Genomic DNA, 16,695 nt, shown 5'->3' with positions numbered 1-16,695 from the left:
TTAGGAATAAAAAATAAAAAAAGTAAAAAAAAATTCATTTTAATAATATTAGTGTCGATTTTTGTCTTGTTTTTAATATTTAAAATAAAATCTAATGCGTATAAACTTCTAACTGTAATATTTATGAAAAAAAGGTAAAAAATATTTTCGGATTAATATTGGTGTTTTTCTGTGATTACATGATGCCAGTAAAGAGATGGTGATTGTGAAAGAAGCTAATCATTTCTTTTATCATGAACAAAGGAGGAGATTTATTGTTTAGCACTTCAATATTTACAAATTTAGAGAAAACGACAGATTTTATCCCGAGGAAAGATAAACAAATAAAGCAATTAGGACAACTAAATAAAATTGTATCTTTTGCTAACGAACAATCGCGATTTTACCAGGAGTTATATCAAAATGTAAATGTGAATGTAAGCAATCTTAGAGAGTATGAAGAAATTCCTATGATTAGTTCTCGAGATATTATGAAAGAAATTCCGCCAAAGCATATGCTGACCAGTTCTCCTCACAATTCTTACGTATTTACAAGTGGGGGAACAACAGGAGAACCTAAACTGATTTATTTAACAGCAGATGAGCTAAAAGAAAATATATTTTTTCATGGTAAAGGTTATGCAATGGCCGGAATTAATAAAAGTGATACAGTTGCCACATTTGGAGTACCAGGATTTTTAACATCTGAGTTTACTGTTTATCTAGGACTTGAAAGAACAGGATGTACAATTGTTCCTATAGGGATGAGTTCGGATCTTGAAAGGTTATCTAGGTATATAAAAATGTTCAATGTTACAACCCTGTTAGTCATGCCTTCGGATGTCGTACCCTTAGCACAATATATAGAAAAAAACAAAAGTCAACTTTCAATAAATCGAATTGTTTATGGCGGAGAAAAAATGTATTCTTCTACCCAGAATTATTTAGAATCTGCTTTAGGAGTGAAAGATTTCAAATCAGTGTTTCAAAGTATGGATGTTGGGACTATTGGTTTTCAATGTGATTACTGTGAAGCAGGTACGTACCATATACATGATCAATTGCAGTATGTTGAGATCTTGAATGAACAAGGCCAACCTGTACAAGATGGAGAAGTTGGTGAACTTGTCATTACGAATTTAAAAAGAAAATTGATGCCAGTTATTCGATACCAAACAAATGATTTGGTATTAAAAATAGATTCTTTGTGCCCGTGTGGGAGAACGAATCAAAGGATTAAATTAATCGGAAGAAAAGGGGAAATCATTAAATTAGGTGGTGAACAAATCTTTCCGCAAATTTTCGCTCAGGCATGCAGTCATTTAGACGAGTTGACTGGAGAATTTCAATTAGTAGTAAAAAAACAGGCAAATAGAGATATGATTCATGTTTTTTTTGAAGTATCAGGAAAAGCTATGGATAAAGAAATTGAAGCAAATTTAATAAACAGAATTAGGGAGCGGATTTTAACTTATACACCGAAGCTTAAACAAATGATTCAATTACAGGTAATCGCCCCCTTAGTAATCAGTTTAGTAAGCAGAGAGAATCTTAAGGTTTCTGAAAGTTCAGGAAAAATCGTTCGAGTTATAGATCAAAGAAAATAAACGGAGGGATTTTATATGTTATTTAAACAAATTGGAGAAGAATTTCATAATTTAGCAGAAAAAAATGAAAGAGGCTTTAAAGAGACTTTAAAAGAAGTAGATCAAATCATTCAACAAGAAGGATTAATATTTAAAGAAAAGGCACTCCCTTTTTCTGTTCAGCCTTTAGCTATTACTGAAGAAGAAAACAAATATTTTCAGAGAGCTTCTGAAACACTTTCTGATGCATTAGAAATAGTGTTAGAAGCATATGAGAAAGATGACGAGATTAAGGAGTTTTTTTCATACTACAATAAATATACAAGATTAATTAACATTAATCCAAGGTATAAGCGCAAAATTAGAATCTCAAGATTTGATTGTATATGGAATGGAGGAGATGGATTTAAAGTCGTTGAACCAAATGCATGCTGCCCAGGAGGGGTTATTGTATTAGGTAAATTGAAAGAGCAATGGGCTAATCTATCATTTATTAAAGAAATTACAAGCTCTTATGAACAGGAACAATTTTTGTGTGATACACCTAATGGATTTATTAGTGAATTATTAAATGCTTATAAAGAAATGGGAGGTAATATTGATAGGCCTCAAATTGCTCTTGTAAATTATGCTGGTAACTATTCATACGAATTGGAGCACATAAAAAAATATGGTCGTGAAATGGGACATAACATTGTTATTTGTGATTTGCGAGATCTAAAATTAGATTCACAAAGGCAGCAACTTATGTATAACGAATGTCCCATCGATATTATTTATAATAAAGTTGATCAATTAGAACTAGGTAATAAAGATATGGAGGATGTAATTGAAGCATGTGAGAAAGGGCTAGTTTGTAATGTTAACTCATATCCTTCTATGTTTATCGGAGAGAGTAAAATGACATTAGCCTTACTTACAGATCCGAGATTTCAAGAAAAATATTTATCTTACGAACAAATCGAGATGGTTAATAAACATATTTTATGGACAAGAAAGTTAGAAGAAACTATAACTTCTTTTAAAGGGGAAATAATAAATTTAATTGAATATGTTATTGATAATAAAGATCGCTTTGTTTTAAAAGTTGATAATTCTACACGAGGGGAAAATGTATTTTTAGGTAAAGATACAGATGAAGAGGTATGGGCTAAAATTGTAAATGATAATAAAAATACAAATTGGATTATTCAGGAATATAACGAAATTCCAAGTGTAAGTATATTAGAATCCGAAGGTGAAAATATTGTGAAAAAAAGCAAGAAATTCGGAATTGATATATTTATGTTTGGTGGAAAATATGCTGGAGTCGTATCACGTATTTCGGATAAAGCTGTTATTAATCTTGGCCAAGGTGGATATGAGCAACCTGTAATTGTATTAAAAGATGTGAAAGAAAAGGTAATGAGTGTATGAAGACACATGTTGATGAATTTAATGTGAGTGTACGAGAGAATTCCCAATTAGCAATCAGCTCATTTAAACAATTACAAAATAAATTGGTTAAAGAGAGAGTTCTTCAGTATTATTCTGATAAAGAAACTATGATAATTCCAAAGCCTGGATTGTTAAGCGGAGAAAAATTGGACATCCTTAGTAGAGATACCAAGGCATTATTAGATATTATTGTATCTTTACCAGAACGTATATTTTCAGGGGATATCCTAAAAATGTGTACAACTTTAGGTTTTTCAGAAAAACAATATCAATTAATGATGACAACGTATCAAAATAAGAATTTGATAGCTCGCAGCGATATGTATTTTACAAAAGATGGATATAAATTTTTGGAATTTAATGTAGATAGCAGTGTTGGAGGACTAGATATAGGATATTTAAATAAAAGCATGCGTTCTTTTGAGTTTTATAAAATGCTAAAGGATTCTGAAAAATGGGATTATGTTGATCCTATGGATATATTAATAGAAAATATAAATGAACTAGCTATAAAGATTGGGAGAAACTATAGTGACATAACTATAGCTGTTATGGATTGGGATGAATATCTTGATAGTTACTATGGGACCTTAAATTATATTAAATTAAGACTAGAAGAAGCTGGATATAATGCGATTATATGCTCTCAAAAAGAAGCGGAACTTAAGGATAATATGCTTACAGTAAATGGCCGGAAAATTGATATTTTGTATCGTGCATTTTTATGTGATGATGCGCTATATAATCCAGAAGAAGTACAAGCAATTGTCCAAGCTTCCCAAGCTGGTAATCTGGAGTTGTTAACAGGATTTCATACTGAACTTTATGGAAATAAAGGAAATCTTGTGTTCCTTTCAGATCCTTATTATAGTCATTTCTTTACAAATGAAGAATTAGATTTAGTAAAAAGATGCATTCCTTGGACTCGATTTTTAAAAGACATGGTAACGTCAGAAGATAATCTAGAGGTTGAGGGAATGGAGTATATTTTAAAAAATAAAGATAAACTTGTGATTAAGGCAACGATTGGTTATGGAGGAAATGAGGTATTTTTAGGCTGGAAGTACAATGAGAATGATTGGGAAAAAGCGGTTTTAAATTTATTAAATTCTGATATTGTGTATATTGTCCAGGAAAGGGTATATCCACTTGAAGAAGAAATTCCTTTTGTAATAGAGGAAACTATTGATTTAAAGAAAGCCATCATGTGTTGGGGGGTATACATTATTAATGGAGGATTCGCAGGAGCGATGTTAAGGGGATTACCTTGTGAGCAAAGTGATGTAGTGAACCTGAAAAATGGTGCAGCTGTAACATGTCTTTTTTATAGGAGTTAAACATGAATAGATATAAGAAAATTTTGAAAATGACTATTCCAACTATCATTGAGATGAGTTCCACTAACTTAATGGGAGTGGTAAATCTTATCATTATTGGACACTTAGGTTATGAAGCAATTGCTGCAGTGGGTATTACAAACGTAGTTATATTAAATTTGTTTGCTCTATTTAGTGGCATTGGCTTCGCTGTAAACTTTTTAGTATCACAATCTTATGGAGCTAGAGATTTAAAAAAATGTGTTACATACACGTATACAGGAATATATTCTGTTATAGCTCTAGTTCCTTTTTTCTTATTATTCGCATTATTTGTGCCTTCATGGTTTTTTGGAATTATGGGGGTTTCAAAAAGTATTGCATTGATTGGAGTAGGTTATTTAGGATTAAGAATTATTTCATTTACACTGAACATGTTTCGGGTAGTATTAAATGGATTTTTTAGAGGGATAGGAAATACAAAGACTCCAATGTATTTTTCAATTTTAGGTAATACTTTAAATGTAATATTAGCACTATTGTTGGTAAATGGATTTTTATTCTTTCCTAAATTAGGTGTATTAGGTGCAGGTTGGGCATTTATTGTTTCAGAAATTGTTCAAGTTACAGGATTGCTAGTTTGCTATTTTAGGGAAAATAATGTATTTCCAACAAGAAAGCTTATAAGTTTTAAAGAAGGAGAGTTTAAACTAGTTAATATAGAGGGATTAAAGATCGGCTTAGAAGAACTAGGAATGAGTGGTGCAATGCTTGTTTTTACCATATTCATTTCTAGAGTTGGTGATATAGAATTAGCTGCTACAGAAATTGTTTTAAATGTAATATCACTCGCATATTTGCCAGGGATTGGATTTGGAATTACAGCAACAATTTTACTTGGACAACAACTTGGAAAAAGGAAACCTCTCATTGCTAAAGAAATTGGATTTGATGTAATGAAAGTAGGACTTTACTTCATTGTTCCATTTACAATCATTTATTTTTTTGGAGCGGAATATGTAGCAAAATTATTTACTACAGAAGAAGTAGTACTTTCACTAACTGCTGAAGTGTTACGTTTTGCTTCATTGTTCGTTATTTTTGATGGACTTCAATTAATTTTAGCTGGTGCTTTAAGAGGTATTGGTGATAATTCTTATACAATGAAAGTAGCTTTATTATTAGGATGGTTCATGTTTATTCCAATATCTTTTATTTTCACCTTTGTGTGGAAATTAGGGGTTTATGGTCCATGGATTGGGTTTTACATTTATATTTTAGGATTATTTGTTGCATTTGGATATAGGTATTTGAAGCTAGATTGGTCTAGTGTAGAAATGAAAGATGTGGCAGCGAGTGAAGAGTGTGTTTAATTTAGAAAACATTTAAATTGAAATATCATATAAGTGTGAATGAGCATGATACAATTTTTTTGCTTATCACTTTTTCTGAAACAAATGAGAAAGGTGAAATAACAAATTTCATTATTATGTCATGTTGAATTTTTGTTCAAAACTTTTCCGTATGTTCACTTCAAGTTCATAACAAACATGTATGCTGTAAATATCAAAAGTGATAGAAAAGAGGGAGTTATCTATATGTCACTAGAAGCATTAATTATTTTTTCACTACTAAATGCAGGACAGCTAGCAGAAAACGAAACAAGTCAATTACAAAAAAAATGTAGTGAACAACATGTTTATGTGGAGAAACAAGCAGAGAATAAAACGATGAATATAAAACTGAAATAAAGTGAAACTGCGAGATAAATGTTTTTATACAACGAAAAAAGCCAATCCAAAAGGATTGGCTTTTCATCATTAACGAGAGTAGAACTCTACGATTAACGCTTCGTTGATTTCAGCAGCTAACTCAGCGCGCTCTGGTAAGCGAGTGAAAGTAGCTTCTAATTTGTCAGCATCGAAAGTTAAGTACTCAGGTACGAAGTTGTTAACTTCGATAGCTTCTTTAACTACAGCTAGGTTTAGAGATTTTTCGCGAACGCTGATAGTTTGGCCTGGTTTAACGCGGTAAGATGGGATATCTACGCGAGCGCCATCTACCATGATGTGACCGTGGTTTACTAATTGACGAGCAGCGCGACGAGTGCGAGCTAAGCCCATGCGGTAAACTAGGTTGTCAAGGCGAGCTTCAAGAAGGATCATGAAGTTTTCACCGTGTTTACCCATCATTTTACCAGCTTGGTCAAATGTGCGACGGAATTGACGCTCAGTCATGCCGTACATGTGACGAAGTTTTTGTTTTTCTTGTAATTGTAAACCGTATTCAGAAAGTTTCTTACGTTGGTTAGGACCGTGTGGACCTGGTGCGTAAGGGCGTTTTTCTAATTCTTTACCTGTGCCGCTTAGAGAGATTCCAAGACGACGAGAAAGTTTCCAAGATGGACCTGTATAACGAGCCATGAATGACTCCTCCTTTAAAATGTTTTTATTTTTGTAAAATAAAAACAGACGTAATTGACATTTATGCGTATTTCATTTTCATGTATCCTCGCTCCAGCAGCAGGGAGTTACACGATACACCTCATTGTGAGGAACAAAATACAAACAATAAACTCACATTACAAGGCTGCCTTTTTATTTTACACAAAGGCTATTATATCTGCTTATTAGGAGGGAGTCAAGAACATCAAATTTCATTTTATACATTTAAATTTTGGAAAAGTGCAAGAAGGAATTTTATAAACACTCATGGAATGGATAGCAACAGAAAGAAAACGCTTACATAAGATGAGATATAAGGGGGATGTTTGTATGAAAAAGAAACATATCGAAACGACGTTAATTCATCATGGGTATGATGCAGCACAGCATAAAGGAAGTTTAACACCGCCGTTATTCCAAACATCTACGTATACATTTGAAACAGCGCAGCAAGGAGAAGAAAGCTTTGCTGGATATGATTCAGCTTATATTTATTCTAGACTTGGCAATCCGACAGTCGAGTTATTTGAGGAAAGAATGGCAGCATTAGAAGAAGGAGAAGCGGCACTTGCGTTTGGCTCCGGTATGGCAGCTATTTCAGGAACACTTTTGGCCTTTTTAAAAGCGGGAGATCATATTATTTGTTCGAATGGCTTATACGGTTGTACGTATGGCTTTTTAGAAGTGTTAGAAGAGAAATTTGCAATTACGCATACATTATGCGAAATGGAAACAGAAGAGGAGATTAAAAGTAGTATTGGGCCGAATACAAAAATCATTTTTGTAGAAACACCGATTAATCCAACGATGAAATTAATTGATTTAGAACTTGTCGTTAAAGTAGCAAAGCAGCATGGACTGCTCGTTATTGTTGATAATACATTTTGTTCACCGTACTTGCAAAGACCACTTACAGTAGGTTGTGATATCGTCTTGCACAGTGCGACAAAATATATTGGCGGTCATGGTGATGTTGTGGCCGGTGTTACAATTTGTAAAACGAAGGAGCTTGCCGAAAAAATTCGTCCTATTCGTAAAGATGTTGGCGGGATTATGGCACCGTTTGATGCATGGTTACTTTTACGAGGTTTAAAAACATTAGCAGTTCGAATGGATCGCCATTCTGACAATGCCGAAAAAATTGCTGCCTTTCTTCGAAATCATGAACTAGTAGAAGATGTTTGGTATCCAGAAGGAATGCTTGCAAATAAACAAATGAAGCGCGGAGGCGGTGTGCTGTCGTTTACAGTAAAGGGTGGGAAAATGGAAGCGCAAGCTGTAATGGACAACTTAAAATTAATTGCAATTGCAGTGAGTCTTGGTGATACAGAAACGTTAATTCAGCATCCAGCAACGATGACACATGCGGTGATTCCAAAACATGTTCGTGAGCAGATGGGGATTTCTGATAATTTATTACGCTTATCTGCAGGGCTTGAGTCCTGGGAAGATATTGTAAGGGACTTAGCGCACGCACTGCAAAAAGAAAAAACAGCTTTATCGTAAGAAAAATGCTGTCTATTCAATATATCGACCGTTTCTTAGAATATATCGGCGATTCGACACGATATAAAGACCCTTCAACGATGCTCGACGCTCCAAACGCACTAAAAAGAGCTGACCCTAAGTCAGCTCCTTTGCATTATATATGTTTCAATAAAGTTGCGACAAATTTCTCTAAATATGTTTGATCTATTTCATCGAAGCGCCCTTTAGTTGGACTATCGATGTCTAGTACGCCGATGACTTCATCGTTTTTGATAAGCGGTATAACAATTTCTGAATTAGAGGCTGCATCGCAGGTGATATGTCCAGGGAACTTGTGAACATCAGCGACAAGTTGTGTTGTTTTCGTTTCTGCTGCTGTGCCGCATACACCGCGGCCAAATGGAATGCGAACACAAGCTGGTAATCCTTGGAATGGACCAAGTACAAGCTGATTTCCTTCTGTTACATAAAAACCTACCCAGTTAATATCTTGTAAAAACACATTGAGTAAAGCAGATGCATTTGCTAAGTTAGCTACTACATTTGATTCACCTGTTAATAAAGCATCGAGTTGTTTAATTACTGCTCTGTATTGCTCTTCACGTGTACCTGTATATCCTTCTGCTGTAAACATGGAAACGCCGCCCTTTCTGTAGGTAAATGTAAAGTTATTGCAAAATAAGCTATAATTCGCAAGACTTTGTCGATAGAAAATTAAAGGAATTTGTCTTAAAAGTCAAGAAATTTACATCAAGTTCAATTAATCGTGCCTTTTCTGCTTGTTAAAAGGGAGCTGTTCGATAAAGTAAAACTTCTATCAGTTGGGGGTCTTACTGCCCGCGAATAGCGGGATGAAAGGGAGTGAGTGTGTGACACAGGCGAGACAGAAGATTATTGATGCGGCAATTTCACTGTTTTATGCGAAAGGCTATAATGGTACATCAGTGCGTGATATAGCGAAACAAGCAGATGTCAATGTTGCAAATATCTCGTATTATTTTGCCGGGAAACAAGGCTTACTGGAACAGTTGGTGTCAGACTTTTTAGAGGGCTACTTACGCACTATTGAAATGACATTTGAACAGCGGAATTTTTTGTCTTCAAAAGAAGTATTATTTCAGATGGTGAGAAATATTTTACAATATCAATTTGAGCGAAGAGAACTTACTCGTTTTTTTTACAGAGAACTTTCGTTAGATAGCACGTTAATCCGCGAAATTATGACGATTTACTTTTCAAAAGAGAGATACTATATAGAGCAACTCATTAGACAAGGGCAAGAAAACAAAGAATTTCAAAATGTATCATTCGCGATGTTTATGACGCAGTTAAAGGGAATGATTAGTATGCCGTATTTATATCCGCAATATATATCAGAAGTGCTGCATTCCTTTCCGTCAGAAATCTTTTTTATCGAAATGTATATGAGGGAAGTAGAGAAGTGGATGGAGCAAGCACTTTGTACAGAGCATTTACAATATCCTCTGCCGAGGGCGGCGTATGTATGAAGAAAACAAAAAAACGTAAAACAGCTTGTTGCCAATATGTATGGGAATAAGCTGTTTTTATTTGCTTTTCATGAATGAGTATCTTATTTTTAAATCCTTATATAGTGGTTATTGTTTTTGAAAAAATACAGACTTTTCGTAATTATAATTTTGGGTTGGAGGTGTGTACGGGATCGACTTGGAAGTAGTAAATTCTTTCATGAAATTTTTCGAAAAACTAGGCCAAAAACACATAATTACATGGTATGATTAATACATTGCTAGTTGTTAAATATGGGGGATTTCCCTTTTCTTACATAACGCCTTCCATTTTAAAAAACGGAACGGACAAAAAACAGATAAATAGGAGGCTTTTGAATGGATTCAATCTTAACGATCGTTATCATCATCGTGAGTGCTATCTTGCTCTTTCTTATCGTAGAGCTTGTGATGAGAAATCGTTTATATAAAGATATCGAAGCACTAGAGCAATGGAAGAAAGAAATTAAGGATAAACCTGTAGCGGATGAACTGAAACGGGTGAAAGAGTTAAAGATGACCGGACAAACAGAAGAGCTGTTTGGAAAATGGCGCAACGAATGGGATGAAATTGTTGCTAATATTCTTCCGAAAGCAGAAAAAGAATTAGAAAGCGCTCAAAAATTTGCCGCGCAATTTTCCTTCCGAAAAGCAAAACATACAATTAATGAATCCAGAAGCAGTTTAGATGAAGCAGATTATCGGATTATGGATATTTTAAATGAACTACAAGAATTATTGGAAAGTTATGAAAAAAACAATTCGGAAATTGAGCAGTTGCGTGATACATATCGCAATTTGAAAAAGAGTGTGCTTGCTCATCGCCATATGTTCGGTTCAGCCGAGAAGAAGATTGAAGGGCTACTTGATGTAGAGTCAAAGAAATTTCAAACGTTTGAAGAAGCAACACAAAATGGAGATTACTTAAAAGCACGTGAAATTGTGGGGAGTTTAGAAGAAGGACTAACACATTTAGAAGTAATTGTGCATGAAGTACCAGAGCTATTAGTAGAATGTCAAGCGACATTACCAGTGCAATTAGAAGATTTATCACAAGGTCACGACGATATGAAAAAACAAGGCTATGTATTAAATCATTTAGAAATTCCAAAAGAAGTAAGAGAGATGAACAAACAACTGCAAACATGCCTTGCCGATTTAGAATCTTTACACGTAGTGGAAGCACAAGAAAAAGTGGAAGTCTTAAAAGGGCATCTTGATACATTATATGAACAATTAGAATTAGAAGTAAGAGCCAAACATTATGTTGAACAGCAGACGGTAACTGTGTACGAAGATTTAGAAACAATTCGAGAGCAAGCGCTGGAAACGAAAGCAGAAACACAATTTGTGAAGCAAAGCTATCAATTACAGGAAAAAGATATTGAATCTCAAAAAGTGATTGAGAAACAGATGCACATCTTAATGAAGCGTTTTGAAGTGTTGCAACTTCGTATTGCAGAGCAAGATATCGCATTTTCTGTGATTAGAGAAGAGTTAGAAGAAATTTATGAGCAATGTGAAACATTAAAAGTACTTCATGCTGAGTACAAAGACATGTTGCAAACGATGCGTAAAGATGAGTTTGAAGCGCGTGAGGCGTTAAAGGAAATGCGTCATACGATGATGGAAGCAAAGCGCATGATGCAAAAGTCGAATTTACCTGGGTTGCCAAATCATGTTGTGGCTGACTTGCAAAATGGACAACATGCGATACAAAGTGTGTATGAGCACCTAGAATTAAAGCCGCTTGATATGGGTGCGGTAAATCGTACACTAGAAGAAACGGTAGCTATTGTAAATGGTGTTTACGAAGCAACACAGGAGTTAATTGAACAAGCATATTTAGTAGAAAAATTAATTCAGTATGGTAATCGTTACCGCAGCGATGATGAAATGTTGGCGAAAAGCTTAGATAACGCAGAGCAATTATTCCGTGAATATGAATATGATGCTGCTTTAGAACAAGCAGCTTCTGTATTAGAGCAAATTGAACCAGGTATTGTCCAAAAGATTGCTGAATTTGTTGACTTAGAACAAACTCCTTAATTGATTAAGGGGTTTGTTTTTGTTCAAATAACTTTTATATGCATTATCATGTAATATTGATATAATGAATAGCGGAATATGGGACGTTTTTTCGTTAAAAGTAGACATACTTCCGCTTTAATAACGGAAACTATGAGCAAGCTTAGCGGAAATACATGAATTTATGATATGATTATCCCGCTACGAGGATCTTTCTCGTAAAGCAAGGAAGTTTCACTTTATCCCGCATTAACGGGCAGTAATACTCCCACCTAAAAATGCGGTGAAAACAAAGAAGCTAGGTGGGAGATAAACTGCCCGTAAAGGCCCGATTGGTTCAACTAACCATCAGTGGGAAAAGCGTCACTGATGGAAGTTTCACTTTATGGGATTTCAATATCGGTGAAAGGGGAATAACGATGATTTACTTTGATAATAGTGCGACGACAAAGCCGTACCCGGAAGCCTTGCAATCCTATGTGACAGTTGCAGGAAAATATTTTGGAAATCCTTCTTCTATCCATTCCCTTGGAGGAGAATCAGAGCGTTTATTAACGCAATCACGTACGATTGCAGCTCAGCTTCTTCGTGTAAAGCCTTCAGAAATTGTCTTTACGTCTGGAGGAACAGAAGGAAATAACCTTGCAATTAAGGGGATTGCGATGAGAAATCGCTCCCGTGGTAAGCATATGATTACAACAAACATTGAACACGCTTCTGTGTTTGAAGCATATAAACAACTAGAAAATCTTGGTTTTGACGTTACATATTTGCCGGTAAATGAAAATGGTGTTGTATCAGTAGAAGATGTAAAACGTGCTCTTCGAGATGATACCATTCTTGTTTCCATGATTCACGTCAATAACGAAACAGGAGCGATTCAGCCTGTTGATGAAGTTGGGAAGTTGTTAGCGAACTATCCGAAAGTACGATTTCATGTCGATCATGTGCAAGGAATTGGAAAGGTACCGCTTGATTTGTATGAAAATCATATTGACCTTTGCACGATTTCAGGACATAAGTTCCATAGTGTAAAAGGAACAGGACTTCTATATGTTCGTGATGGTGTAAGGCTCGACCCGGTTTTATCAGGTGGTGGACAAGAATTGCGTTACCGTTCTGGTACAGAAAACTTGCCAGGAATTGTTGCGATGATAAAAGCTTTGCGAATGACTTTAGAAAAACAGTCAGAAAATATGAGGCATCTTCGAACGTTAAAAGAAGAAATCATTCGTATGTTTAAGGGCATGAAGGATGTTACAATTAATACACCGAAAGAACATACGGCACCGCATATTTTAAACGTATCATTTGTGGGATTAAAGCCAGAAGTTGTTGTGCATGCTTTGGAAGAACGTGGTGTGTATGTGTCAACAAAGTCTGCTTGTTCGTCAAGAGCAAACGAAGTAAGCCACGTTTTACTAGCGATGGGTTTGCCGCATACAGTAGCAGAAAGTGCGATTCGTATCAGTTTAACTGCGGAAAATACGCTGGAAGAAGTAAAACAATTTGAAGGAATTATAAAAGAAACATTGCCAAAATTATATGAAGTGATGAGGTAAGGAAAGATGATGACATACGAATATATTTTAGTTCGCTACGGCGAAATGACAACAAAAGGAAAGAATCGTTCTAAGTTTGTGAGCACGTTAAAAGATAATGTGAAACATAAGTTGAAGAAATTTACAAACTTAAAAATTGATGCGACGCATGACCGCATGTATATTCAATTAAATGGTGAAGATCATGAAGCGGTTGCTGAAAAATTACAAGATGTGTTTGGGATTCACAAGTTTAACTTAGCAATGAAAGTACCAACAGATTTAGAAGAAATTAAAAAAGGTGCACTTGCTGCTTTTTTACAAGTAAAGCGTGATGTGAAAACATTTAAAATTACAGTTCACCGTTCTTACAAACACTTCCCGATGCAAACGATGGAGCTTCTTCCAGAAATCGGCGGGTATATTTTACAAAATACAGAGGATATTACAGTAGATGTTCATAATCCAGATGTAAATATCCGCGTTGAAATTCGAAGCGGTTATAGCTATATTATGTGTGATGAGCGCATGGGAGCTGGCGGTCTTCCAGTTGGTGTTGGCGGAAAAGTAATGCTTCTTCTTTCTGGTGGTATTGATAGCCCAGTTGCAGCTTACTTAACAATGAAGCGCGGCGTAGCTGTGGAAGCTATTCATTTTCATAGCCCTCCATTTACAAGTGAGCGTGCAAAGCAGAAAGTAATTGATTTAACGCAGGAGCTAACGAAGTATTGTAAACGTGTGACACTTCATCTTGTACCGTTTACAGAAGTTCAAAAAACAATTAATAAAGAAATTCCATCTAGCTATTCAATGACAATTATGCGCCGTATGATGATGCGTATTGCAGAGCGTATTGCAGAAGAGCGTAACGCGCTTGCTCTTGCGACAGGTGAAAGTCTTGGCCAAGTAGCGAGTCAAACGTTAGATAGTATGCATACGATTAACGAAGTGACAAATTATCCAATTATCCGTCCGCTTATTGCAATGGATAAGCTAGAAATTATTAAAATTGCAAACGAAATCGGTACGTATGACATTTCAATTCGTCCGTATGAAGATTGCTGTACAGTCTTTACGCCAGCAAGTCCAACAACAAAACCGAAGCGTGAAAAAGCGAATAAATTTGAATCATACTATGATTTTACACCGCTTATTGAATCCGCTGTTGCAAATACAGAAAAGATGGTATTGCAAACAGTAGAAGTAGCAGAAGAAGAAAAATTTGAAGATTTATTTTAAAACCATAAATTACCATTAAAAGATATGTATGAAGCTGTATGGTTTATCACACTCTATACTCACAAGGAGGTGATACCATATGGCAAACACAAATAAATTAGCAGTTTCTGGAGCAGAAGCAGCTTTAGATCAAATGAAATACGAAATCGCTCAAGAGTTTGGTGTACAACTTGGACCAGATTCAACATCTCGTGCTAACGGATCTGTTGGTGGTGAAATCACAAAACGTTTAGTTGCAATGGCTGAACAACAATTAGGCGGTTTCCAACGATAACAACTATATACAATGGCTTAGAAAGAGTGGGATTCCCCGCTCTTTCTTTTTGTTGTTTTATGTCAAAAAATAAGAGAAAACATCTACTATTGTAGCCAACTGGTCAAAATATAAAACAATTTGTCAAAAGAAGATAGTTTTAAATTTACAGAAAATTCTTTATTATTAAAAGAAGGATGGACATAATAAAGGGGGAAGAGTATGAACCGGGAAGAGTTATTAGCGCCGCCGATGTATAATTTAGTCGAAGAGATGGAGCGTTATGCATGTGAGCCAAATAGGCTTGCGCTTATTTGGCAAGATGATCAAGGGAATAAAAGGGAAGTTACATATGGGGAATTGTTAGAAGGAGCAAATAAAATTGGAAACGCTTTTATAAAAAGTGGCCTGCAAAAAGGGGACAAGCTTCTTATTATGATGCCGCGTCTCATTGAAACATATATGACGTATATTGCTGCAATTAAAGTGGGATTTGTTGTCATTCCAAGTTCAGAAATGCTGCGCAAAAAAGATATTGAATACCGAATCGAGCACGGAGAGGTAAAAGCGATTGTGAGTTATGAACCGTATGTAGGACAATTCGACGGAATCGAGGCAGTGCATTCCCTTCATAAATTTGTATTAAGCGAAAAACCGTTAGAAGGCTGGAGCAATATAGGGGAAGCGCTTAAAGCAGAGAGTGCTGTATTAGAAATGGCAGAGACAAAGTGTGATGATATGGTTTTCTTATCGTATACATCTGGAACGACGGGTAATCCAAAGGGCGTTGTACATACCCATGCTTGGGCATATGCTCATCTTCGTACGAGCGCTGCAAATTGGTTAGCAATCGAAGAGAATGATGTTGTATGGGCAACAGCAAGTCCAGGATGGCAAAAGTGGGTGTGGAGTCCATTTCTTGCAACGCTCGGTTCAGGTGCAACGGGATTTGTATATCACGGGAAATTTGATCCAGAAACATATTTACAATTATTAAGTGATAATAAAGTAAATGTACTGTGCTGCACGCCGACCGAATATCGTTTAATGGCGAAAGTGGAGAACTTACAGCGATATGACCTCTCTTCCTTGCATAGTGCGGTTTCAGCAGGAGAGCCATTGAACAGAGAGGTTATTGATACATTTCGAAATTATTTTCATGTAACGGTTCGTGATGGATATGGTCAAACAGAAAATACATTACTTGTTGGCGTGTTAAAAGGAATGGAAATAAAGCCTGGTTCCATGGGGAAACCGACGCCAGGCAATCAAGTTGATATTGTGGATGAAGATGGTCAGCCAGTTCTTCCAGGAGAAGTAGGGGATATTGCAGTGCATGTGAAAACACCAGCATTATTTAAACAGTACTATAAAGACTCGGAGCGCACGGCTATGCAATTTCGCGGTGATTATTACATTACAGGTGATCAAGCCAAAAAAGATGAAGATGGCTACTTCTGGTTTGAAGGGCGAGGCGACGATATTATTATTAGCTCGGGCTACACAATTGGACCGTTTGAGGTGGAGGACGCACTTGTTAAACATCCATACATCAGAGAGTGTGCTGTTGTGGCTAGTCCAGATGAAATAAGAGGAAGCATCGTAAAAGCCTTTATCGTGTTAAAGGAAAATGTAGATGAGCATGACAGTACGTTGATTCCGCTCTTGCAAGAGCATGTGAAAGAATTAACGGCGCCTTATAAATACCCGCGTAAAATTGAATTTGTAAAAGAACTGCCAAAAACAATTTCCGGTAAAATCCGCCGCGTGGAGCTGCGAAAACGTGAAATGGAATTGGCTTCAAAGTAATGTTGTACATTTCACTCTGCCCAATTCTATCCGGATAGAATTGGGTTTT

Annotated in this window: 14 protein-coding genes; 12 read left to right on the top strand and 2 right to left on the bottom strand. The window is 35.7% G+C overall.

Translation table 11 applies throughout. The features are described 5' to 3' along the window. Positions 1-233 precede the first annotated feature (233 nt). From ACIGHG_RS13950 to ACIGHG_RS13930, 5 genes are all read left to right on the top strand, one after another. Entirely contained in the window at positions 234-1,586 is a 1,353-nt protein-coding gene (locus ACIGHG_RS13950; RefSeq protein ID WP_244547938.1) for a phenylacetate--CoA ligase family protein, read from the top strand. Between the two features lie 15 nt (positions 1,587-1,601). Further along, entirely contained in the window at positions 1,602-2,981 is a 1,380-nt protein-coding gene (locus tag ACIGHG_RS13945) for an ATP-grasp domain-containing protein (RefSeq protein ID WP_336470967.1), read from the top strand. Beyond that, positions 2,978-4,339, top strand: a complete 1,362-nt coding sequence (locus ACIGHG_RS13940) for a glutathionylspermidine synthase family protein (RefSeq protein WP_336470968.1) — start codon at positions 2,978-2,980, stop codon at positions 4,337-4,339. The genes ACIGHG_RS13945 and ACIGHG_RS13940 overlap by 4 nt, the downstream gene beginning before the upstream one ends. Before the next feature lie 2 nt (positions 4,340-4,341). Beyond that, on the top strand, positions 4,342-5,691 hold the full coding sequence (locus ACIGHG_RS13935; protein ID WP_336470969.1) for an MATE family efflux transporter: 1,350 nt from the start codon (positions 4,342-4,344) through the stop codon (positions 5,689-5,691). Positions 5,692-5,916: 225 nt separating this feature from the next. After that, complete coding sequence (locus ACIGHG_RS13930) at positions 5,917-6,069, top strand: transporter (protein WP_090918221.1); 153 nt, start codon at positions 5,917-5,919, stop codon at positions 6,067-6,069. 69 nt (positions 6,070-6,138) lie between these two features. On the opposite strand, the gene rpsD is transcribed toward ACIGHG_RS13930, so the two are convergent. After that, positions 6,139-6,741: a 30S ribosomal protein S4 gene (gene rpsD / locus ACIGHG_RS13925; RefSeq protein WP_090918220.1), complete on the bottom strand. Its 603-nt coding sequence runs from the start codon at positions 6,739-6,741 to the stop codon at positions 6,139-6,141. A gap of 351 nt (positions 6,742-7,092) precedes the next feature. On the opposite strand from rpsD, the gene megL reads away from it, so the two are divergent. Beyond that, on the top strand, positions 7,093-8,268 hold the full coding sequence (gene megL, locus ACIGHG_RS13920) for a methionine gamma-lyase (RefSeq protein ID WP_090918218.1): 1,176 nt from the start codon (positions 7,093-7,095) through the stop codon (positions 8,266-8,268). A gap of 136 nt (positions 8,269-8,404) precedes the next feature. Here the strand turns inward: megL and ACIGHG_RS13915 are convergent, their stop codons facing one another. Further along, on the bottom strand, positions 8,405-8,884 hold the full coding sequence (locus ACIGHG_RS13915; protein ID WP_336470988.1) for a GAF domain-containing protein: 480 nt from the start codon (positions 8,882-8,884) through the stop codon (positions 8,405-8,407). Between the two features lie 235 nt (positions 8,885-9,119). On the opposite strand from ACIGHG_RS13915, the gene refZ reads away from it, so the two are divergent. The 6 genes from refZ (at position 9,120) to mbcS (ending at position 16,646) form a co-directional block, all read left to right on the top strand. Beyond that, positions 9,120-9,758: a forespore capture DNA-binding protein RefZ gene (refZ, locus tag ACIGHG_RS13910; RefSeq protein WP_090918214.1), complete on the top strand. Its 639-nt coding sequence runs from the start codon at positions 9,120-9,122 to the stop codon at positions 9,756-9,758. A gap of 357 nt (positions 9,759-10,115) precedes the next feature. After that, the gene (ezrA, locus tag ACIGHG_RS13905) at positions 10,116-11,825 is read left to right on the top strand and encodes a septation ring formation regulator EzrA (protein ID WP_336470989.1); all 1,710 of its coding nucleotides are present in this window, start codon (positions 10,116-10,118) and stop codon (positions 11,823-11,825) included. Between the two features lie 398 nt (positions 11,826-12,223). Then, complete coding sequence (locus ACIGHG_RS13900; RefSeq protein WP_336470990.1) at positions 12,224-13,366, top strand: cysteine desulfurase family protein; 1,143 nt, start codon at positions 12,224-12,226, stop codon at positions 13,364-13,366. A gap of 6 nt (positions 13,367-13,372) precedes the next feature. Beyond that, entirely contained in the window at positions 13,373-14,584 is a 1,212-nt protein-coding gene (gene thiI / locus ACIGHG_RS13895) for a tRNA uracil 4-sulfurtransferase ThiI (RefSeq protein WP_090918208.1), read from the top strand. 79 nt (positions 14,585-14,663) lie between these two features. Beyond that, positions 14,664-14,858: an alpha/beta-type small acid-soluble spore protein gene (locus ACIGHG_RS13890; RefSeq protein WP_336470991.1), complete on the top strand. Its 195-nt coding sequence runs from the start codon at positions 14,664-14,666 to the stop codon at positions 14,856-14,858. A 201-nt stretch (positions 14,859-15,059) separates the two neighbouring features. Further along, on the top strand, positions 15,060-16,646 hold the full coding sequence (gene mbcS / locus ACIGHG_RS13885; protein WP_336470992.1) for an acyl-CoA synthetase MbcS: 1,587 nt from the start codon (positions 15,060-15,062) through the stop codon (positions 16,644-16,646). Positions 16,647-16,695 lie beyond the last annotated feature (49 nt).

The sequence above is a fragment of the Bacillus sp. NPDC077411 genome (assembly GCF_044543425.1).
GTDB lineage: Bacteria > Bacillota > Bacilli > Bacillales > Bacillaceae_G > Bacillus_A > Bacillus_A bruguierae.
This window is presented reverse-complemented; position numbering and strand designations above follow the sequence as displayed.

Coding starts and splice junctions, on each gene's coding strand:
- ACIGHG_RS13900 (WP_336470990.1), top strand. CDS start 12,224: ATGATTTACTTTGATAATAGTGCGACGACAAAGCCGTACCCGGAAGCC.
- ezrA (WP_336470989.1), top strand. CDS start 10,116: ATGGATTCAATCTTAACGATCGTTATCATCATCGTGAGTGCTATCTTG.
- thiI (WP_090918208.1), top strand. CDS start 13,373: ATGATGACATACGAATATATTTTAGTTCGCTACGGCGAAATGACAACA.
- ACIGHG_RS13950 (WP_244547938.1), top strand. CDS start 234: ATGAACAAAGGAGGAGATTTATTGTTTAGCACTTCAATATTTACAAAT.
- ACIGHG_RS13915 (WP_336470988.1), bottom strand. CDS start 8,884: ATGTTTACAGCAGAAGGATATACAGGTACACGTGAAGAGCAATACAGA.
- rpsD (WP_090918220.1), bottom strand. CDS start 6,741: ATGGCTCGTTATACAGGTCCATCTTGGAAACTTTCTCGTCGTCTTGGA.
- mbcS (WP_336470992.1), top strand. CDS start 15,060: ATGAACCGGGAAGAGTTATTAGCGCCGCCGATGTATAATTTAGTCGAA.
- ACIGHG_RS13890 (WP_336470991.1), top strand. CDS start 14,664: ATGGCAAACACAAATAAATTAGCAGTTTCTGGAGCAGAAGCAGCTTTA.
- ACIGHG_RS13935 (WP_336470969.1), top strand. CDS start 4,342: ATGAATAGATATAAGAAAATTTTGAAAATGACTATTCCAACTATCATT.
- megL (WP_090918218.1), top strand. CDS start 7,093: ATGAAAAAGAAACATATCGAAACGACGTTAATTCATCATGGGTATGAT.
- ACIGHG_RS13940 (WP_336470968.1), top strand. CDS start 2,978: ATGAAGACACATGTTGATGAATTTAATGTGAGTGTACGAGAGAATTCC.
- ACIGHG_RS13930 (WP_090918221.1), top strand. CDS start 5,917: ATGTCACTAGAAGCATTAATTATTTTTTCACTACTAAATGCAGGACAG.
- ACIGHG_RS13945 (WP_336470967.1), top strand. CDS start 1,602: ATGTTATTTAAACAAATTGGAGAAGAATTTCATAATTTAGCAGAAAAA.